This is a genomic window from Paenibacillus xylanilyticus (assembly GCF_013359935.1).
Classification (GTDB): Bacteria; Bacillota; Bacilli; order Paenibacillales; family Paenibacillaceae; genus Paenibacillus; species Paenibacillus xylanilyticus.
Window position 1 is genome coordinate 535421 of the sequence record NZ_JABMCB010000190.1, and the last position, 21610, is coordinate 557030.

General features: G+C 45.6%; 16 protein-coding genes and 1 pseudogene. 6 read left to right on the plus strand and 11 right to left on the minus strand.

Going from position 1 to position 21610, the window contains the following annotated elements; all coding sequences use genetic code 11:
• Positions 1-12 precede the first annotated feature (12 nt).
• Both HP552_RS35435 and HP552_RS19375 read right to left on the minus strand, forming a co-directional pair.
• On the minus strand, positions 13-6009 hold the full coding sequence (locus HP552_RS35435) for a DUF7601 domain-containing protein (protein ID WP_175397025.1): 5997 nt from the start codon (positions 6007-6009) through the stop codon (positions 13-15).
• A 571-nt stretch (positions 6010-6580) separates the two neighbouring features.
• Entirely contained in the window at positions 6581-8704 is a 2124-nt protein-coding gene (locus HP552_RS19375) for a bifunctional metallophosphatase/5'-nucleotidase (RefSeq protein WP_175397026.1), read from the minus strand.
• A gap of 612 nt (positions 8705-9316) precedes the next feature.
• Here HP552_RS19375 and HP552_RS19380 point away from each other — a divergent pair.
• Both HP552_RS19380 and HP552_RS19385 read left to right on the plus strand, forming a co-directional pair.
• Entirely contained in the window at positions 9317-10288 is a 972-nt protein-coding gene (locus HP552_RS19380; protein ID WP_175397027.1) for a YndJ family transporter, read from the plus strand.
• A gap of 125 nt (positions 10289-10413) precedes the next feature.
• Positions 10414-10866, plus strand: coding sequence for a HEAT repeat domain-containing protein (locus HP552_RS19385; protein ID WP_175397028.1), 453 nt, complete (start codon positions 10414-10416; stop codon positions 10864-10866).
• Between the two features lie 115 nt (positions 10867-10981).
• Here the strand turns inward: HP552_RS19385 and HP552_RS19390 are convergent.
• Together HP552_RS19390 and pyrH are read right to left on the minus strand one after the other, a co-directional pair.
• A pseudogene (locus HP552_RS19390) lies at positions 10982-11074 on the minus strand (aldehyde dehydrogenase family protein); the annotation flags it as partial.
• Between the two features lie 167 nt (positions 11075-11241).
• Positions 11242-11979, minus strand: a complete 738-nt coding sequence (pyrH, locus tag HP552_RS19395; protein ID WP_175397029.1) for a UMP kinase — start codon at positions 11977-11979, stop codon at positions 11242-11244.
• Positions 11980-12331: 352 nt separating this feature from the next.
• On the opposite strand from pyrH, the gene HP552_RS19400 reads away from it, so the two are divergent.
• From HP552_RS19400 to HP552_RS19410, 3 genes are all read left to right on the plus strand, one after another.
• Positions 12332-12556: a recombinase family protein gene (locus tag HP552_RS19400; RefSeq protein WP_175397030.1), complete on the plus strand. Its 225-nt coding sequence runs from the start codon at positions 12332-12334 to the stop codon at positions 12554-12556.
• A 302-nt stretch (positions 12557-12858) separates the two neighbouring features.
• Positions 12859-13722: a helix-turn-helix transcriptional regulator gene (locus HP552_RS19405; RefSeq protein ID WP_312884314.1), complete on the plus strand. Its 864-nt coding sequence runs from the start codon at positions 12859-12861 to the stop codon at positions 13720-13722.
• 96 nt (positions 13723-13818) lie between these two features.
• The gene (locus tag HP552_RS19410; protein WP_175397032.1) at positions 13819-14691 is read left to right on the plus strand and encodes an SDR family oxidoreductase; all 873 of its coding nucleotides are present in this window, start codon (positions 13819-13821) and stop codon (positions 14689-14691) included.
• A 385-nt stretch (positions 14692-15076) separates the two neighbouring features.
• Here the strand turns inward: HP552_RS19410 and HP552_RS19415 are convergent, their stop codons facing one another.
• The 6 genes from HP552_RS19415 to HP552_RS19435 all read right to left on the minus strand — a co-directional run bounded on the left by HP552_RS19415 (position 15077) and on the right by HP552_RS19435 (position 19852).
• Complete coding sequence (locus tag HP552_RS19415) at positions 15077-16294, minus strand: Abi family protein (RefSeq protein ID WP_175397033.1); 1218 nt, start codon at positions 16292-16294, stop codon at positions 15077-15079.
• 79 nt (positions 16295-16373) lie between these two features.
• On the minus strand, positions 16374-16853 hold the full coding sequence (gene rlmH, locus HP552_RS19420) for a 23S rRNA (pseudouridine(1915)-N(3))-methyltransferase RlmH (protein WP_095362209.1): 480 nt from the start codon (positions 16851-16853) through the stop codon (positions 16374-16376).
• A 317-nt stretch (positions 16854-17170) separates the two neighbouring features.
• Positions 17171-17299, minus strand: a complete 129-nt coding sequence (locus HP552_RS35440; protein WP_281366111.1) for a hypothetical protein — start codon at positions 17297-17299, stop codon at positions 17171-17173.
• 36 nt (positions 17300-17335) lie between these two features.
• Positions 17336-17503, minus strand: a complete 168-nt coding sequence (locus HP552_RS19425; RefSeq protein WP_063870633.1) for a CxxH/CxxC protein — start codon at positions 17501-17503, stop codon at positions 17336-17338.
• A gap of 281 nt (positions 17504-17784) precedes the next feature.
• Entirely contained in the window at positions 17785-18306 is a 522-nt protein-coding gene (locus HP552_RS34700; RefSeq protein WP_217506479.1) for a hypothetical protein, read from the minus strand.
• Between the two features lie 274 nt (positions 18307-18580).
• Positions 18581-19852, minus strand: a complete 1272-nt coding sequence (locus HP552_RS19435) for a S1C family serine protease (RefSeq protein ID WP_175397034.1) — start codon at positions 19850-19852, stop codon at positions 18581-18583.
• 764 nt (positions 19853-20616) lie between these two features.
• Here HP552_RS19435 and HP552_RS19440 point away from each other — a divergent pair.
• Positions 20617-20829: a hypothetical protein gene (locus HP552_RS19440; protein WP_095290595.1), complete on the plus strand. Its 213-nt coding sequence runs from the start codon at positions 20617-20619 to the stop codon at positions 20827-20829.
• On the opposite strand, the gene HP552_RS19445 is transcribed toward HP552_RS19440, so the two are convergent.
• Positions 20798-21604, minus strand: a complete 807-nt coding sequence (locus HP552_RS19445; protein WP_175397035.1) for an MBL fold metallo-hydrolase — start codon at positions 21602-21604, stop codon at positions 20798-20800. The genes HP552_RS19440 and HP552_RS19445 overlap by 32 nt on opposite strands.
• Between the last annotated feature and the right edge of the window lie 6 nt (positions 21605-21610).

The following is a 21610-nucleotide window of genomic DNA, read 5'->3' on the forward strand; positions in this document are numbered from 1 at the left end:
CCGCCTTTCCGGTCATTGGATGTGCTTTTTCTTCTTGTTGCCGAGTAGACAGAATCCGATTGTCACCAAGGACATCAGTGCCAAAACCATATAGAAGAGTGGCGATACGCTGTTGTCTCCGGTTTGCGGAACATCGTCGAGCTCATTATCTCCATTACCCGCACCCTTATCGGCTAAGTCGCTGACATTACCAATTCCGTTGTCATTGTTATCAATCACGTTGTCGGTGTTGTTAGTCTCATTGTTGACGTTGCCAGGCTCGGAATTGTCAGGTTGGTCAGGTACAGGGCTGACAGGTCCTGGATTTACCGGCTCCGGTGCAGGACTGACAGGACCCGGATTCACCGGCTCTGGTGCAGGACTGACAGGACCCGGATTCACCGGCTCTGGTGCAGGACTGACAGGACCCGGATTCACCGGCTCCGGTGCAGGGCTGACAGGTCCTGGATTCACCGGCTCTGGTGCAGGATTGACAGGACCCGGTACGCCACCGGTGTTTATAGGCTTCATTGGCACATCGTATTTTACAATGTCAAAATCGACAGAAATCGTATCGCTCCTGTGCGTTTCGTATCCATCCTTCGTTACGATTAAATAGTAATCCGCTTCAGGAAATACCATGTATGCATAGAGGCCATTTGCATCGCTATCCTGCTCAGGGCTCTCGTTGTCATGCGGTGGGAAATTCGGAACTGAAGGAAGTGTTACTTTCGTATCCGGAATGCGGCCGTTATCTCTGTTCCGCTGCGTATCCGCATAATACAGTGTAACTTTGGCTCCATCAATTTTCTTCCCAGTGCTGGCATCTCCAGTCGTTTCATCATAAACCGTACCGTAAGGGTCAACCAATGCCTCGGAGATATTCAGCTCCCCGTCAGCTTTCACGTTCAGTTCTGTTACTTTGAAGAGCAATTCCTCACCGGTCTCAGCTTTATAGCGAACTTCCATTGTGTACTTCTGCTCGCTTAGCCCCTCCACGGAGAAAGTGCCGTTCGAAGCCATCGGGAACGCCTTGGGATGGCCGTTCTCCTCAACATACTTGCCGTCCTTATCCTTCAAGTAGATGTGCATCTGGCTGGTGAATGACTCGTTGAACAGTTCTGTTGTTCCATCCAGCTGCTTGAACAGAACGATCCCTACCGCTGTAATGTCCGCCGGAACCGTCTCGTCTTTCACGCTGCTATCCACATTTGCTTTTTGCGTGAACTCGACAGGGACATCCTTCCCGCCTACCTGATACCACTTTGTATATGTGATTGTGTAGTCCGTATCCGCTGTGGCTGGGATTGCATATTCACCCTTCTCATTTGTTTCCGTTTGAAGCTCCTTGCCGGTCTTCAGGTCGGTTATCGTAATGGGTGCATTTGGAATAACTTCTCCTGTGTTGTTGTTACGCAGAACACCTTCCAGATATGGGCGAGTATTGACGAAATGCGCTTCGGCCGCTTTTTTCTCTGGAATGGTGCCTGTGTGGACGAAACTTTCAGGATCGGTCATATAGCCGTCTTCCGAATAATCATCCTGGATCACCGTGTACTCGAGATACGTTGGGAGTCCTTGCACAACCAGCGTCTGGCCGTCTGTAAGCTCAAAGGTCTCTCCGTTTTGGATTGTGCCGTTGCTTCCGTCTGACTTCTCATAGACGTAAGATTCGCTTGCGCCCTCTCCTGTGAAGTTGAGGGTGTACTTGAACGATTTCTTTTTATCGTCGTCTTTGCCTTTAACTGTATTGCTGATGAACAGGCCGCCCTTCAAAACCCGAATGTTCGTGAAAGGGGCAATTTCATCCTTGCTCTCCATGATTCCGGTATAATACCGTTCCTCAGGGTTGGTCATGTAGTCATCGGCTGTGTACTCCTTCTGGGTAACCGTGTATTTCAGATCCTTAGGCAGACCCAAAATATCCAGTGTCTCTCCATCCTTGAGTGTGAAGGATTCGCCAGACTTGATCGTACCTTTGCTGCCGTCCGACTTCTCGTAAGAGTAGCTTCCATCCTTGCCTGTATCCTCAAAGATGACAGTATACTCGAATTCCTTCGTCTTGTCGCCACCGTTACCCATAACCCTATTGCTGACGGTCAGCTTGTTTACGTTACGCTCATTGACGAAGTCCGCCTTGTGATCGCCTTTATTCACGATTGTGTCAGTCAGCTCTCTCGTCTCCGGCGTGGTCGTGTAACCGTCAACGGTCGTATAATCGGCCTCAGTCACGGTATAGACCAGATCCGCAGGCAATGCAGGCAGCGTCACTGATTCGCCGTCCTTGAGGGTAATCTTGCCACCGCTTTTGATTGTGCCAAACGTATCATCCGACTTCTTATAGGTATACTCTCCGTCCTTACCTTCGCCGGTGAAAGTCACGGTGTATTCAAAATCCTTGGAAGAATCGCTGCCGTTTCCTTCCACCTTATTGGTAATGGTCAGCTTTCCTTGCGCCGGCGTAGGTACGACCAGCGGATTTTCAGAGGTTACTTTCACGCCATCTACCCAGATGGGCTTTCCAGGCGTATTGCCTACATAAACCTGATAAATTCTTGTAGTCGGCAACCATGTCGTTGTGTCGATATACGTTTCCTTCAACTCATAATACCCTGGATCGGGGAATAACAGATTGAGTTTCCCTTCGCTGTCGGTTGTTCCTTTCGCAACTTGAGTCCCGCCGTCTTTTTTATAGAGTGTAAACTCCACACCTTTTAGCGGATTGTTGTCGGGATCCACCTTCCTCAGAGGCAGAAGGGCATTGGAGCTTGAACTTCCGGCAACGTCTGAATTGTCCAGCGTGCTTTCACTTCTGGCACTGACTGTTTTCAGCTTGTCATCGCCCATCAGCTTTACTTCGTTGCCCATTTTGTCGCCAGCTTTTGCTTTGGAAGGGTCAACCTCCGTTTGGTAGACAAACTGGTAAAACTGATTAGGGTCATCCATTTTAAATGTTAGCACCGTCGTGCCGTCCGCACCTGGGACAGCTTCTACCTGAACTTCACTATTCGGGTTGCTGAGATCCAGCGCTTCTCCCTCTCGTTCCAGTGCTCCGCTGGCAGATAGCTTAGCCCGATAGACGGCCATACTTGGTGCTGTTAGCACAAGCTGCCCATTTTCTTCATAGCGCAGATCCATACCTGCACCTATGGTATCCTGCAAATATACACCCTGTGTCATGTTGAATGGAGGGGTATAGTTTACTGTCCATTCGAGTACTCCTGGAACTGGCTTCGTTACTGACTTGCTAAGGGTTTGAACTGGTACAATAACTTTGCGCTGTTCAGTGAGAACCTTTTCCACACCACCCCATGTCATATGGAGATCGGCTTTGTTATACAGTACCTGCTTGTCTATGCCGCTTGTGGTGTATTCATCCAAATACTTCTGCAGGGCAGCGTTGGAAGGTCTCGCCTTCACCAGAATGATGTATGGACTCTCCAACTTCGAGAAAGTGAACGTCCCCTCGTTTCCTTGATGTGAAAAACTGACTACATGAGCACTGGTACCTGGTTCAATACGTGTTCTGGCATCATTTCGGACACCATACTCTGTACCTGATCCATTGTCCGAAAGTCCTTTCCAAAGCTCAAAGTCCTCATCTTCAGAAAACGGAACGAATTCCCAGCCTTCGGGCAGTGTGTCCACCAGCTTGATATTGCTAATGACTCGATTACCGCCATCTTTGGCCATTACTTCCGTGTTATATCCGGGCATGTTTACCCCTAAACGGAATGTGACCGTCTTGGTTGTCCTGTCATAGGCGGAAATGGTCCATGCTTCATTGTTATCGTTTCTAATGTAGTTGCTAACATTATTTGGGCTCACATTTTCAAGTGTACCATCTGCCTTCAATGGCTTCGAGGCAAAGAGCATATCCTTGTTCAGCATGCGCAGGTGAAGATTAACAGCGTTTTCCGCCATTTTTACGGTATCACCATCTAACAGCAGAGCCCGATTCCGAATCGTTTTTCCGGAATCGATATTTTGCCTGAAGAGGATATCCGGGTTGGTCTCCAGTGTACGGAAGCTGAAAGATGCAGCCTTATCCGTATACCCAGTCACCTTGATTAAATCTGCCACCACTTTACCGTCTACGGTTAAAGGAATAGCTTTTGTCGTAAGTCCGGTTGCTGTGGTCTTCAAAGTCCCCTCATGATACTGCTTCCACAGCTGGTACGAGTTAACATTGGCCTTGATTTTTGCAATGGTTTCCTTGCTCACTTCGCCGGTTGCATCCACCGCGTTGTCCAAGACGTTTAAATCTCCGCCATGTACCAGCACATCGTATACGGCTGCATCAGGCAGGTTATACTGCGGTGTCAGATTCACGGTCCAGGTAACGCCACCCAGGCTGTAATCCTCGGTTGAAACGGCGCCTGTTTTGGTAAAAGTGTGCGCGCCGATGCTGACAATGGCCTCATCAGTCACTGCATTAGGCCTTGTACCGGTTATGACATCGTTGTTTTGTATGCCATTAAGTGTATCCAGACTCCAGTTGGCACGAGGATCTATTCTGAAGCTTGAACCGCTTGTTACCTTGCTCTTAATCACTAATTCTACTTTACCGTTGATATCCCCAAAGGAATACATACTGTTTGCATCTGGTATAATCGTCTGTACCTCAGATGCAGTGTTATCCTCCCACGCCTGCCATTCAGCTGATATAAAGTCCAGCCCAGCAGGTAATACATTTGTAATAGTAAAGTCCTTTAACCCTTTTTTGTTATATTGGTTAACTGTGACCCTCCATGTAATGGTTTCATTCGGATGGTCATATGAGGCACTGGCTTGAATCCAGTCGGGAGCAAAAGAAATCTCCTGACTTGCCTGGACCAACATATTATTGTCCTGTCTCAGTTCCACTTTGCCATTCATATCCCGGTGACCGCGACCAAGATTGCCTGGCGGATTCTTATACTCGTAATAATAAGCTTCCTTGGGAATCCATGTTTTATATTCAACCTTTGGATCCAGACCTGTCCCCTCTGGGAATAGGTAAGTCAGCGATCCGTCGGCCCCAATAACTGGAGTTGCGTCCTGCCCATTGACTTTGAACGAACCCTCCATATAGATGCCGCGGACGTTACCAAAACCCGTATTATATGTGGAGGGATTGGTATAAAATATCTTCCCGTCCAGCGGCAATTGTACTGTTTTATCAAACTGATCGAATGCAGATACGGTTGACTCCCAGGTTATTGCACCCTCTACCAATTGAGCTGGTTGAATTCCGCGGTAACCATACTGATCCCATCTAATCATTCCAGGCGAGCTTACAGTTATGCTATACGCTGCTGTAACATCCGGGTTTACTAATTCATACGCTCCCCCGAAAATTGTGATAGGCTTCGTATCACCGTAATTCATGCCTGTTATATCCGAATTGGCAGTGGTTTCGAAGCCAAAGGTAACCCCTCGTCCGACACCGTTAAAAAACCAATCATCACCATTAAACACAATTTTGATGCTATCCGGGGTGAAGTAGGCAGTACCGAGCTGCTTCACACCCGTATCGGTTGTTGCCATTAACGGCTTGGTAGCTGTCGGCAGCACCACTTCGTTGAAGTAGGCATCCCGTTTTAACTCGATTGAGTCGCCCTTCTGAATGTACTTGGTCGTGTCATTCTCATCTGGCGTGTTTGCATAATCCCCTTTTACCGGCACCTTGAGGCCCTCTGATTTGAGGGTAAATGCCTGTCTGCCTTGGATTGTACCGCCTGGAGCAATGTCAGTTCCCTGCGTCACCTTCAGCGGAAAGGTTGAATTAGCATCCATGAACACTGCCGTTTTTTCCGTCGGAACTGCCGCCATCACTATGGAATCGTTCGGCACATCGTACACTGCGTCAGTCACTGGTACCGGTTCATCTGTGCCCGGCAAATCAGTTTCGCTAATGACCGCTGCCCCAGCATCGCTTGGCTCGCTATCCGCATATGCAGTGACAGAGAACGCCACCGTCTGTAAAACGAGCATCATTGCCAGGAAGCAAGAGAGTATTGCCTTACCCATGTTGCGTTTTCGTTTCAAAATACCTTTCTCCTCCATTTCCAAAACTACCAAAATTCATTACCAGCAGCCTGATCGTCCCGATCACACTAACCGAATGAATTTCTTCTATTTCCTTGATCCCAGTAGCCCTTTGCCTCATCGAAATCTTGCGGAGTCCCCTCCTTGTTCACCTCCTCCATAGATCGTTGGCTCGTAAAAAAAATACACTTCGGTCCGAGTTTCCACTCTTTCTTGTTTAGTTTAAAAAACGAGTCTCTACAAAATCTCAACAAACATGACTTGAATAATGACATCGAACTATCCGAGGATCTGTTTTAATAGAAAAGTGATTTTTCCTTAATATATTAGGGGGGGATGATTGATGAAGAAAATTTATGGAGTGATGGTATCCAGTGAAGTACAACCAGCCGTAGATTAGTTTTTAATCAATAAAGGAAATAAAAGCATAAAAAAACACACCCTCGTTTGGGATATAGCTACTCTCCTAGATAAACCCCTTCATAAATTGGAGGTTTATCAGTAGAAGAAAGCTATTTTCCAAAAAGGATGTGCTCTCCTGTTTTAATATATGGTCTGAATAAGTTCTATACTATGAAGCTTTTGCTGCAACAGCTTTTTGAATTAGAGCTTTTGCATCGTTAGTGGACAGGCCTTGTTTAGGCTCGAGCAAATTGCCCTCTGCTGCTCCAAGAATTCCTTTGTCAATCAGGTTAGCCAACGATTTAACCGCATAGGCAGACACGGTTTTGCCATCTTCGAAACCTGCAATGATTGCAGCAGCTTCTTTATCTGAGGCTGGATTGTTCAACAATTTAGCAAGGATGGTAGCCGCTTCTTCACGAGTGATATCACGATCAGGATTGAAGTTGCCACTGTATCCTTGAATGAATCCAGCGTGAGTCGCTTCAGCGATTGCATCCGCATATGCAGCATCAGCAGCAACATCCTTGAATGTAGGTGCTGTAGCAACTTCGTTTAGTTTCAACATGTCTACCAGAGCACTTACAAAGTCAGCACGGGAGATGAATTCTGTTGTTACCGGCGTCTCTGGTTGTTCTGTAGGCGCAGCTACATTCGTAATACGTGCTTCTGTTTCAGCTTGAATAGCGCCGCCTTTATACGTATCTACAATGTACTCATAGAAAACATCCAAATCGATAGGACCTGCCAAGGATGATTTGGCATCCACCAGCACTTTATAGTTGTCTCCACCTGCAGCCATAAAGTTGTTAACTACAGCCGTGTATGTTTTTGCAGGATCAATAGGTGTGCCATCTTCAAGACTAAGACTCGTCACACGTTCTGCAACTGGCTTATTGAAATCTGCCGTATATTTCAGGCCAGAGATTTGTAGTGTTTTGGTGTTTGGTGTACCGTCCGCATTGGTTCCCCATTGCTGCTCCAACAAGGTTTGAATTTGTTCACCAGTCAGCTCAAGTTTCACTAACGTATTTCCAAAAGGTTGGATTTTGGCAAGATCAGCAAAGGTCACATCACCTTCTGGCAGATCGGCACGAATACCACCTGGGTTCATAAATGCAAAGTCAGCATCGCTTGCGTTATCACCAAAGTCTGCTTGACGCATTGCATCTGCAATGAGGTTTCCTAGAGCTGCTTCGTTATTGTAAGCATCTGTGCGAGTGACAGAACCATCTGTTGTACCTACTGGCTTGGTTAGCTCAGGATGCTTGTCCAATGATTTTTTAATAATAGCCAAAGATTCAGGGTCTTCTTTTACACCCTCTTGGAAAGTCGTTGTAACTGTAGCTGATTTTTCGGTTACATCCCCAGTCGTAGGGTCAATCATCAACTTGATATCTTCAAATGCCGTACCATAAGAATACGCTTGAACGACCAATTTTCCATTCACTTCACCGTTAGCCAAAGCGTGATTGTCACCTGCAACGATAACATCAACAGGGGAATCTGCTGGCAAAGCCTTTGCCAAATCAGCTGCTTCTCCAGTGGTTACGCCTTCTTTGGTCGTTGCTGGATCATGCGCCAGGACGATGATCGTCTCCACACCTTGATCTTGCAATTCTTTTGAATATTTATTAACGGCTTCAACTTCTTCTTCTGCGCTTAGGAAGCGCACGCCTGCTGTACCCGATGGGGAAACTTTAGCCGGTGTAGATTTCGTCACCAATCCGATAAATCCAATTTTGACGCCGCCCACTTCTTTGATCACGTATGGCTTAATCAATGTTTTGCCCGTGGCAGTTTCGATCACATTTGCATTCACATAATCAAATTTTGCACCAGCATGAGTGACCTTGCCTTCTTTTGGATCAAGGCCGCCAAAAATCTGTGCTTTTAATGCAGCAATCCCTTGGTCAAATTCATGATTGCCCAGAGAACCTACATCGAAGCCCATCATATTCATCCACTCCATGGTAGGCTCATCCCGATCGAGAGACGAAACTGGAGCAGATGCACCAACAGAGTCTCCATTATGGAAGAGTAGGGAGTGTTCATATTTGGCCTGAGCTTCTTTTAGATATGTAGCGAGAATTGGAGCCGTTCCTGCCTTTTTATCACTAACCATTGATGTGGTATCGAGCTGACCGTGCAGGTCATTGATTCCGATCAAGTGTACTTCTACATCTGTGCCTGCAGCAGAGACAGGACCTACCGCACCGAATAGTTGAGAAAGTAACAGTGCAGTAGTAGCCACACGAATGGTGCTTTTACCCAGAACTTTTTTCCATGACATGAGTTATAAAACCCCTCTCCAATTTCTGATCCTGAGATATTTTACCATAGATCAAGTCAGGAAAATCGCGAAATATATCAAATGGATGTAAAAAATTTTAGGATTGATAGAGAAGGGACATACCTGTGGCAATATAGGTACTACTCTAGTTTACTCCCTACTTATGATACGGTTCTCCGTATCATTCTACAGGCGAAAGTCTTTAAAAAGTCTTCGGTGTTATCGGGCGGTGTTTGTGCAGTCCATCTCAATCGTGCTTTGGTAATACCAGAAGGCTCGCCTTTGAAGAGCGGAAGGGCTATTTTCCCATGACCCCATCAACCTGTCCTCTGTCGGCGTGGCGAAGGAGATTGCTGCCCTCGATTTTCCCGCTCTCCTTGTACGAGCGATTCGGTGAACATAGCTTTCGTTTTCTTGGGGAAAATCATAGACTGATAGGACTGTATATTCTCCCATATCGATCCTTCTCGCAGTAAGATAAGCTTATTTTCATATATTGACAATTAAATGTGTTAGACTACAAAAGGAAGAATTGCCGATCTATAATAAAGAACGCCACACAACTGGATGCAGGCAGTTATTACGATAAACGTAGGTTAGAAAGGAAACACCATGAATAGTTCCCTCAAGCAACTAATGAAATCATTATTAGCACCAGCGTTCCCAGGTGGAATCATAACCATTCTTATATTTTATCTTGATTACCTCCAATTCGAGCTTGTTGAAAAATTTCTACTGTTTGCGGCTTTCGTCATTGTTCCTCTTGTGATTTTACTTTTGAACCATGACGCAAAGAATACACATCAACGAATGATTTATGGTGCTATTAAATGGCTTCAATATCCCGCTGCGCTTCTTACCCTGGCCTCGGTAATGAGTAGTAAGATGTGGGGGTTAGAAAGTACGGCAATCCCAGGGATACTGTCCCTTGGGTGGCTATTGTTCACACTGCTGCTTGGCATCTATGGCTTGACCACTATTGTGATCTCTAAAGGAAAAGCAGCGGAGATAGCGATTGGCGCCGGGCTCGTTTATTTTTTTATAGGGGGCATTTGGTTTACCTTATATCAATATCAATTTGACCTCTTTGAAGCTAATGTGGCAACACACGCGTTAAGCTCTGTCCATTTTCATTTTTCATCTGCAATCGTTCCGATTTTTATTGGCGCACTGGGACGGATCATGACGAAAAAAAGCTGGTATCCCTGGGTTGTTGCCATCGATATCATCGGACCCATATTGATTGCTTTCGGTATGATTTTCTCCAAGCCGATCGAGTACATTGGTGTCACTTTGTTCGCCTGCAATATTGTGGTTTACACCGCTTATCTCCTTGCGTACTTGAAGAAAAACGCACTGGATATTAAGGCAGCCTTCTTGTTAGGCCTTTCTTGCCTGGCCTTTTACACGGTTGTTGTCATTTCCATCTTCTATCCGTTACTGAAAAATATGTACTCCTTGACCATACTCGATTTTATTCCCATTTATGGATCTCTGCATGCGTTTGGTTTTGTCTTATGTGGACTGATTGGTTGGGTGTATATGGTAGACTTCATTAAGAAAAAAAAGATCGTCAAGTGGTGAATGTGATTTTCAGGCAAACCAATCGGCTTTAATGAAGTAGTTTAACCAGGTTCGTGCTATAATGGTGTTTACCTGATTAACATTCATCATTCTGCCGAGATGGCGATGATTAAGGAGATTGAACTTTGACGAACAACCATGATATTGGAGCAGTGAACGAACTACCGGAAAACTTTGAAGAGCTCAAACGAGCGGCTAATCGGTCGGCAAGCTGGAGAGACAGACTGAATGCGGTGAACGAATTGGGAAACTGGGATACCGTCCCTACCATACAGTTGCTACATTATGTTTTGAAAAATGATCAAGTGTTTCAAGTGCGCGAAGCCGCATATCTCAAGCTCAAGCAGTTGGATGAAGATGTACAAATGCCTGCCAAAAACAAAGGCGATCTGTTTAAAGGTCTTAACAAAATTTTGCTACGGATTAAAAAAAGCCTTCCTGAAGGTCACACATTTGAGCAATTTAAGGAAAAACTGCAAAAGACACGTCTGGATATCTATGATACTTACGAGGGCGACAAAGCTGCTGAGTTTGACTCCTGGCTCCATGGAGTTTGGGAGACATTAGGTAGAAAATAGCCGCCGTTCACCGTATAATAGCTGAGTACAAAGCCACTCCAAAAAAATGGAGTGGCTTCTTTATTTCTTCTTCAGGGTCACCTTATTAACCGGACCTACCGTCATATTCGAATCAGCGATTCGCCGCTTCTATATATTTTTCCACAAATTCATCATAAATAGAACGGTGTACATACATACGTTTGGCGATCATATAGATCTGGCCTGACGGTTCCTCGTAATGTATCTAAGCACAAAGTACAGTTTGACCACAAGATATACATATCAGTATAAACACAACCCACTCCTTTGGCGGAGTGGGCTTGTATTTATAACTTTTCTTTTATGGAACTATCGTTCCGCTAAATCGAGGGAAAGTAGTATTTCTATCATATTTCATTCCAACTCTGAAACTGATTCGCCACTAATTATCGTACCGTTATTCTTACCTTCACAAATTTCTTTCATCGAGCCTGGTTTATCGAAGTTAAATACATGCATTGGCAGACTATAGTCTCTTGCTAAAATGAAAGCTGATTGGTCCATTACCTTTAAGTTGTGTTTTAAAACGTCGTTGTAATGAAGCGAACGAAATTTCCTCGCATCTTTATCAAACTTAGGGTCTGCATTAAGAACACCATCAACACCTTGCTTTGCAACTAATAAAGCGTCACAATTAACCTCGATGGCTCTTTGTACTGAAGGATAGTCTGTTGTAACGTAAGGTTGACCGTTCCCCCCTGCAAAAATTACAATATAGCCTTTTTCTAGATGGTGGATTGCTCTTAGACGGATGTATGGTTCTGCAACTGAAGTAATAGGTATTGCCGTCATTACTCGTACTTCCTTTTTGGTCTTGGCTTTAAGAACTCCACGAAGCATTAAACTATTTACTACAGTCGCAAGCGTCCCAATGTTATCGGCTTCTGCCCTTTCTATCCCCCAGCTTTCCGCCATATTACCTCTGAAAATGTTACCCCCACCTATAACTAACGATACTTCAACGCCTAAATTTACTACTGACATAATTTCATCCGCAATATGGTCTAACATTTCTGGCTCAAAACCAAATTCAGATGTTCCTGCTACTGCTCCACCACTTAGCTTAACGAGAACTCTTTTGTACCTTGACAATTATTACACCCCCATAAAATAAAAACACTAAAGCAATAAATGCTTTAGTGTCCTAATGGAATGGAAATATGAAATTACGCAAGTCGACTGAATGTAAGTCTTCCGCTTCCACCTCATGCTCCCACCCCTTCATGTTTTTTCCATCAAGTAATTTTACATTACGTGAAGGTAAATTTCAATTACCATAACCTACATATTTTACTTGTTATCGTATCGCTTTAAATTATATTCAAAGTCGGTCGATGGATGTGCTAACGCCATTTCTGAAAGTGCCAAGCACAAATGATGTAAACTCCCCCCCACCCTTCGACACCCCACCAGACCGCTCCAGACTCCAGAAGCCATGATGGGTATGAACGAACGCGCAAAACAAGGTAAATGGAATGGTGGTATTGTACTAGGCTACAAATCAGTAAACAAACAACTTGTTACTGACGAAAAAGAAGCCTCACTTGTACGGTATATCTCTGACCTCTACATTAATGGTAAAGGCTATAAAGCAATTGCTAACCAATTAAACAAAGAGGGGTACAAAAGCCTTCTTTGCAATTCCAACAGTACGGACAATTATTACTAATCCTTTGTATGCGGGCTTCATACGGTACAATCAAGTTGAAAATTGAAGCGAAAAGAGAAGGGGGGAGGGGGAAAAATGAAAACTTTACTCTTGTCCAAGGTGAGCATGAACCTGGTAGGAGGGGTTAACCACAGTATATCTATTCTATAAACGGGAGTAACAGTATCGGTACTCGTTATGGTTCTCTTTTGTGGCAACCGACAATTAACAGAGATTATAATGAATGTGTAGGAAGTGCTTTTGGTCCATTTGGTACTAGTAATCTGCATCTTCCCTATGAGTAAATAGATAAGTAAATAGAGGTGACCCACTTGAAAAAGAATCATTCTCCATCCGCATTGGGTGACTTCCTTAAATCGCGCAGGGAACGGTTGCAGCCTTCAGAGGCAGGGATCCAGCCGCTGCCCGGACGAAGACGCACTCCGGGACTTCGAAGAGAAGAAGTCTCTTATCTTGCCAATATAAGCGTGACTTACTATGCCTGGCTGGAGCAAGGCAAGGAGGTTAATCCTTCGCCGGAAGTGCTGCTCAGTATCGGTAAAGCACTTCAGCTTGACGATGATGAGCAGAAGCATCTGTTCGATCTGGCCAATGTAGACAAGACAAGCGTTGTCACAGTGCCAAATAGCGAAGGGCCGGATATGAGAGTTTTGCAGCAAATCATAGATCAGCTGCATTATCCTTCTTTTATCACGGATGAAGGTACGGACGTTATCGTCTGGAATCGAGCGGCAGAACTGATCGTAGCCGATTTCGGCAGTCTGCCGGACAACGAACGGAATATGATGGACATTATGTTTTTAAAGCCGGATTACCGCAACAGACTGGTGAATTGGGAAGGCGCTGCCCGTTACTCTGTAGCCGTTCTGCGGGCAGGCTTCGATCTTTACAAGAACAACCCGTTATATATGGAACGGTTTGAACGCTTGACGCGGGAAAGCGTGGAGTTCGTACATTTCTGGGAGCTATATGAAATCAAACAAAAACACGTAGCCACCGCTTTATTCCGTGTTCCTGACGCACAGGAGATGGAGTTCGAGCTCCACTCCGCGGCTGTAATCGATAATGACCCGGGACTGCACTGGTGTTTCTTTGTTCCGGTGCCCGGTTCAGGTACGGAGGAGAATTTATTACGTTTACTTGAGCAGGACAGGCAGCTACCGTAGACTGTTACTCCCGTTAATAGAATAGACATGCTGTGGCTAGCTCCCTCCAGTTGCTTGTATGATTCAGTGGAAGACAACGATTGGAGGGTGTTTAGCATGCAAACATGGTTCATTACAGGAGCATCAGGAGGCTTGGCTTCACGTATAACTCACCGGTTGCTTGATAGGGGGGACCGTGTAGCCGCAACGATACGCAAGCCGGGTGTGCTGGATGATCTGCAGGCACAGTATGGCTCCCAACTATGGCAGGCTAATTTAGATCTGACAAACTCTCAGCAAATTGCTGAAGTGGTGGAACGTGCATTTTCAGAGTTGGGTACGATCGATGTGTTTGTCAATAACGCAGCCTATGGATTGTATGGCGCAGTGGAAGAAGCAAGCGACAGGCAAATTGAGCATCAGTTTATGACCAATGTGCTTGGCTCCCTACGTGTAGCGCGTGCAGTCCTACCCTTTTTCCGTAAGCAGGGCGGCGGTCACATGGTACAGATTTCGAGTATGGCGGGTCATTATTCTATTCCGGGTATGGGACTGTATTGCTCTTCGAAATGGGCGGTCGAAGGAGCCTTTGAAGCGCTGGCTAAGGAAGTGGCTCCGTTCAATATTAAGACCACTATGGTGGAGCCCGGCGGAATCCGAACGAATTTCATTACAAGCAACGCCGTATTCGGTGAGCGGATGGACGAATACCGGGATACGGAGGCGAGCCAATTCGTTAGCCTGATGAAGGGAGAACTGCCGGGTATAGATATGAGCATGTTCAATCAAATGGTTGTCGGCGATCCGGATAAAATGGCGCAGCAGATTATCCGTCGTGTCGACCAGGGAGAGGGTCCGATACGTATGGCGTTGGGCAGTGACGCCTATGAGCAAATCCGAGCAGCCCTGCTGGACAGACTGGCCGCTCTGGAAGCACAGAAAGAGCTGGCTTACTCCACTGATTCAGATGATGTGGTAAAACCATTTTAAAGGATACCCAAGCATTCGACATTCACGACAACTGATATGCTCCTCTGAAGTAGCCGGTTTATTTATTAATCCTGCCTACTTAAAGGGGAGCTTGTTTAGGGCTTTTCGTTATTTGTGATACGGTTCACCGTATCACTTTAAAGCGAAATAGAATACGCACATACTTCCCTAAAATAAAAGTCGTTTACATTTAAATATTATTTTGAGATTTTACATAAAACCTTCGGAGAAATTCTCAACTGATTCAAAATACAAAGCCACCTTATCTCAAAGGATAAGGTGGCTAGGGACTTTTAGCAAGCTACGCAAGCTTGACACGCCGTCTTGGCTATTCGTTATTATATGTATTAATTTTAACCTATATTCGCGCTGAAGTCAATCCATTCTAGATCCATTCATTTATTTTTGAATTTCCCATCCTCTCAAACAATGCCAGAGTAATATCATCATTACCATACTTAGTTTCATTAATCCAAAAATCGTGTAAAAATAACTTTATTTCTGATAAATCAATATACATTTTTAATACTTTTAATACATCGAATAATTTAATTACATATTGTGATCTCATAGGTGATAGGTGCAAGTCAGAGATCAGATGGTTATTTACTTTTAAACTTTGGGACGTTCTGAACCGATTAACCAGTTCAAAATGCGCACAGGAGTTTCGTAGCTCTCTAATTATCTCTAAAGAGTTTAAGAACTTCTCCTTCTCGTAGGGCTTCAAATGAAAGTCTCTTAAGACCGCATCAAGTGTACGTTTTTTTAATCCATACATTAAGACAATCAAATCGTTTAACATTAAAGTTTTAATAACAACCCAGAACGGTGGATTATTATATTCATTAATATATGAAAATTTCAACTTACAATCGTCAATATAGTTTAAACCTTGTATTGTTTCTTCTCTTTGTATATTTAAATTGAGGGATACAGTTGACCCAGAGGTTGTACTTACTGTATGCAGTGCAGCTAAAAGTGTTCTTTGGTTTGAATTATAGAACATACAGTTGCCCGCTTTTACTTCTCTTATCGAAGAAGATCCAAAGCGACCAGTAAAGACTCCTTTTAATATAGTCTTCGAAGGTAGATACGTTACAATTCCATTAAATGTACCTCTAAATTTCCCTCTATACTTATAATTACTTCTAAATAATTTATGAGTTTTATCTTGGTTATTGGAATCGTAAAAATAATTCACATATTGTTTTGGTCCATCAGTTGATCCCGGTATATTATAATAATTTATATCTATATAATTATTATTTTCTGCTAAAGTTGAGCAATGATTCTTACAAAAGTGATATGAGATTGTTGTTTTTAATTTTGTTTCAAACTCTGATATTTTCTTTAATATTAAACTTGAGAATTGTTTGTCAAAATCATATAATCTTAAAAAATTATCAAATGACTTTTTAGTATATTTCTTAGGCAAATGTTTCGAGTCATCAAGTAATAATGTCTCATGACCATTTATAAGATCAAAATAATTCTTTTCTTTAAGATGTTCTTTAGCAGAACCAAAATTATTAATCTGCAAACCTCTATTTTTTAATAATCGAATCTGATCAAAGATAGTATTAAATGCTTTGTCACTTGGCACCAAATCCCCCCCTTCTACCTATTTTACAAAACTTTATTGTCTATTAATAGACAATATAAGTTTAACAATAATTTTCGCCCTACTTATGGTACGGTTCATTCCGATTTATCTTCACCGCACGATAAATCTGCTCCACCAGCACCAGCCGCATCAACTGGTGCGGCAGGGTCATGCGCCCGAAGCTCAAGCGCTGCTTCGCGCGGCGCAGTACCTCATCGGAGAGCCCATGGCTTCCTCCGATGACAAACACGACATGGCTCGTCCCATACGTGCCGAGCTTGTCGATCTCTGCTGCCAGCTCCTCGGAACTCCAGAGCTGGCCGTCCAATGCGAGCGCAACGACATGCGCCTCGCTTTTCACATGCGCGAGGATGCGTTCACCCTCGCGCTCCTTCACCGCCCGCACCTCAGCTTCGCTCAGGGTGTCGGGCGCCTTCTCATCTGCGACCTCGATCATCTGAAACTTGATGTACGGGGCAAGTCGCTTGGCATATTCCTGAATGCCGAGCGTCAGATATTTTTCCTTCAATTTGCCTACGCCAATAATCTGAATGAACATAAAACCATTTCCTCCTCATGATCCAATCCTGTATGTATCTATTTATGAACGGTGCTTCCCCGCACCTATGATCTCAATGATGAAACCCGCATCCACTACCGAACCTCTCACACCTTATACAGCCTCATGTACATGTTTTGTCCAGCTAGCAAACCTCACGCACCTTAATACGAGGAAGTAAGGGCTCTATACAGTTCATTTCTGGCAAATAGCGTGTATACGGTTCGTTAACCCCGCATATTGGCCCAAATCAACCCATTTAAAATGTCTCAGGTTCCTTACATTACGCTTCAAAGAATGACTCTCCCTACCCGACTTCACCCACAGACAGCAGATACCGCCATCTCCTCATTCTCCGACAAACACAAAAAGAGCGCTCCGACACGCTCTCCCTGCTTCTTGCCTTTGATGTTCATACCGGATGGCAGGCGAGCGAGTGCGTCCATAAGGGACGCCTCTGCTGCGGATGCCTACACAGTACGCTAGACGACGAGATACTCGGCCTTTTGTTCGCACTCGGCGCACTTCGCAGGCGGGTCCCAATCGGCAAATTCCGTCTCCTTCAGATCAACAATATCCGGAGCGTCCTCATACTCATCGACAAACATGTCGATGGCAATGTCCACGTGTTCTTTGCATACAACGTACATCCGTTCAAGCATCCTTTCTGTAACCAGCTATGCTCCCGATTCACAACCGCTTATCCTTACAGGATAGCCACTTCTCTGTTCTATCACACCTGCGGTGGAAAAGAAACCCCTAACCCTCATTTATCGAGTTTAACCCCCAATAATCTTCCCCAACCGACAGAAATAAAACCAAAAAGCGTTTCTTAATGCCACCGATCCGGTGCACCCAAGAAACGCTCCTATACTTTCAAACAAGGAACCCCATTAAGGTTTCATTGCGTTCGTTCTCCAGTCCAAGTTCCTTACTTCAATCCCGATTGTGCCTTGGTCAGCAGCTTGCCGCTATGGAACGCCAGAACTGCGTTGGCGCCCAAATCACCAGAACCCTTATAATTATAAACCACTGAATTTTCCGCCTCACTCAGGGCCTCACCTTCACCGCCAACGATCTCTTTCACTTCATCATACGACATACCCACCTCAATCTTTTCGTATTGGGCAAACGTAATAAGCACGCCATCTCCCTTCCCTGCAGATCCGTTGTCTCCTGCAAGAGCAGACTCAGTTCCACCCGCATCATTTACCGCTGTCACCGTGCTGTTCAGCTCGTCCAGCTTCTTCTCCAGCTCTGCAATCTTCTCATCCTGTTCTACGCTCTTCTCACCTTGTGAGGCAAGCTGCTTCTCCAGACCTGCAACTCGTCCCTCCAAACCGCTGTTATCCGCAGATCCGGATGAAGACACCTCAGACCCACACGCAGACAGTACGGACAATGACAGCAGTAATGCCGCTCCTCCGAGCGATTTTTTCACCAAATGTTTCATCGAAATAAGCTCCCCTCTTCCAAACTGGTCATTCCAATCCAGCCACGACAAATGCATGTTACTCGCATAATCGAACAACTTGGCACGTATTGAAATAGTCTATCATAGCCTTCACCTGCTGTAACTGAGACTTTGGCTCTGGTTCAATCCGCTTATGGATAGGAAAATAAAAAAAATCCCCGATTCATGTCAGAAGGTTCTACCATTCCAATGAATGATGTGCCGCTTCTTCCACAAGCAGAGGACTTCTTAGCAAATCTATTTCCGATTACCTTTACTCCGGTTTATCCGTCAGCTTCACCGACACCTTCTCGGCATTGCCGTCCCGGTAAAAGGTCACTTCAATGGTATCGCCGATCTTCTTCTCATCGTACAGATATTTCCGCAGATCGAGCGTAGAGGTAATTTTTTGCCCGTCAAATTCCGTAATGACGTCATTGAGCTTCAAGCCCGCTTCAGATGCCGGACCAGATGCTTCAAGCACCACCACACCGCTGTCGACGTGAGATGGCAGCTTCAGATCTTTGCGCTGCTCGTCATCCAGTGGAGCATATGGATTGCTGAGATCGACGGTGTACACGCCCAGGTATGGACGGGATACTTTGCCGTTCAGCAGCAGCGAATCCACGGTTTTCATCACTTCGTTCATCGGAATCGCGAAGCCCAGGCCCTCAACACCTGTGTCCGAGATTTTCATCGTGTTGATGCCGACCACTTTCCCGTTCAGATCGACCAGCGCACCTCCGCTGTTTCCTTCGTTGATCGCTGCATCGGTCTGGATCACATTCTGCTCCCAGTCATATACACCATCCTGATTAATGGATACCGGCAGAATGCGGTCGGTATAACTGACAATACCGGATGTCAGCGTGCCGCCCAGACCAAGCGGATTCCCGATCGCGAGTACTGTCTGACCACGCTGAAGCTTGCTGGAATCACCAATCTCCGCTACTGGTCCAATGCCTTTGGCGTCTTCTACCGACATAACTGCAATGTCACTTACGCGGTCTTTGCCGACCAGTTTCGCCTTGTGCGTTTCGCCTTCGACGGTCACGATCTCCAAATCACTTGCCCCTTCGACTACGTGATGGTTGGTCATAATATAGGCCTTGCCATCTTCCTTCTTGAAAATGACACCTGACCCGAGCGCCGAGTCTTCCATGGACAGGCTGCCACCTGTCTTATGGTTCACAATGCTCACCACCGAAGGACGTACCTCAGCTGCCGCCTGAATAATCCGGTCATATGGGTCAGCGGTCTGCGCCGCCTGCACATTACTCCCGTTTCCACCATTGCCTGTCGCGTTAGCAAGAGGGATGGATGCAGGCTGCATAATGAAGCTGAACAGCGTAACGGTCACGATGGAACTGATTACCGAACTAATCACTGCTACCTTCACGGTGGAGCTGATGCCTGAGCGCGATCTGCGCGGATTTTGCCAGCGGTCCCGCCCACCGGGACGGATAATCTGAAGTTTGCCTTTCTGTACAGGCTCGGCGCGTCTTGATACTTTGGTTGAATAAAAATCGTCTCCGAACAATCCCATCGTGATCCTCTCCCCTTCGTTGTCACGCATCCAGATCCTGACTGCCGCCTGAACATTCTGGCATGGCCAACGATGGTGTTCTCACATAGCCTACTCCGCCGACAGATGAACCTTTCGAGCGCTGTTACTCAAATTTCCTTATTCCAAGTTGAAAATTTGTTCACAGCCGTATGCTCCCGAACCAGCTTTCTTTCAGAAAACTTTCAGGCGAACACTTCGTTTCTCCAGGTTCCTTCTGTCGTCTCCGTTACGTGAAGACCCCAACGGTTTTCCATGCTTTCTAGCATTTTTCAAGGTTGTTTTGCATATCGCTGCATCCCCGCTATCCCGAAATGAAGCGTCTATGTACAACAGAACGGGCACTCCCATCCTGTCCGTGACTCTATCAGCAACGTTCTCGTATTCTACGACATGCCAACTTCCCGAACAAACAAGCCTATTTCCAAGGCTCCATATATACTAAACACGCCAAATTCAAAAAAGTTGCATATTTACGAAGATTGACGCAAATTTCTGCTAAAACGGACTTACCAATAACGGACCTACAATAAAACGTCCATAGTAACTATCACCACAAAATCCGGTTCGCTAAGCGCACTTTTACCAATTTCCTAAGAACTTTTTCAGTTCATGAAGCTACAGATTTCAGCATACACGCCTAGCAATTCAAATTATAGCGGCAAAAAGAGGAATGTTTTCCATCCAGCCTGACTACAATAATAGTAAAAGACCAATTCGAAGGTTCATAGAAGGAGGTTTTACTTATGGAACGCACACGTACCCTCACAGCCATGGATGAGGTTCATATGGCGGCCAAGCTGGCCGATCTCAAAGAAGAACATTACCGTAACACTCTAGCGCTAAGCACCATCATCGAGCTGTTGATTGACAAAGGCATTCTGACCCGCGAGGAAGTGGAACGCAAAGCCGCCGAGCTCGACAGCTTTATGGCTCACCCACCCTATCCCATGGCGTAGGACGGTCATAATACGTATCACAGAGTTTGAATTCATGATCCTTATAAAAACAACCCCGGCTCTCCATGGCTTCACGCACGGTCATTTTCGCCAAATCCATCATATTGTGATCCCGGCTGAGATGTGCCAGATACGTGCGCTTGATGCGTCCGTTCATCAGCTCACTGAGCGCTGCCCCTGCCGCTTCGTTCGACAAATGCCCGATGTCGCTCAGAATGCGGCGCTTGGTGTTCCATGGATACCGCCCCATGCGCAGCAATTCGACATCATGATTCGCCTCCAGCACCAGCACATCGGAATCTGCGATCGCATCGCGAACCTTGTCGCTCATATATCCGAGGTCTGTTGCAACGGATAGCTTTTCACTCCCATCATCGAACGTGTACCCCACCGGTTCCGCTGCATCATGGGAGATGCCGAAAGACTCCACGCGCAGAGAGCCAAAATCATGCTGCTCCCCCGTCTCAAACACCCTCCGGTTTTCCTCTGGAATCGCCCCAACCGACTTCTCCAGCGCCGCCCACGTATTCGTATTCGCATAGATTGGTAAATTATATTTCCGAGACATCGCGCCTAGTCCTTTAATGTGATCGGAATGTTCATGTGTAACCAGAATCCCGTCCAACTCCGTTCCTGAAATCTCCCGTTCCAGAAACAATGCCTCTAGCCGCTTCGCACTAAGGCCCGCGTCAATCATGAGTGATGTTCCCCCATGCTGTATGACCGTGGCGTTCCCTGTCGAACCGCTGGATAACACCGTAAAATATATCCCCATAACGCA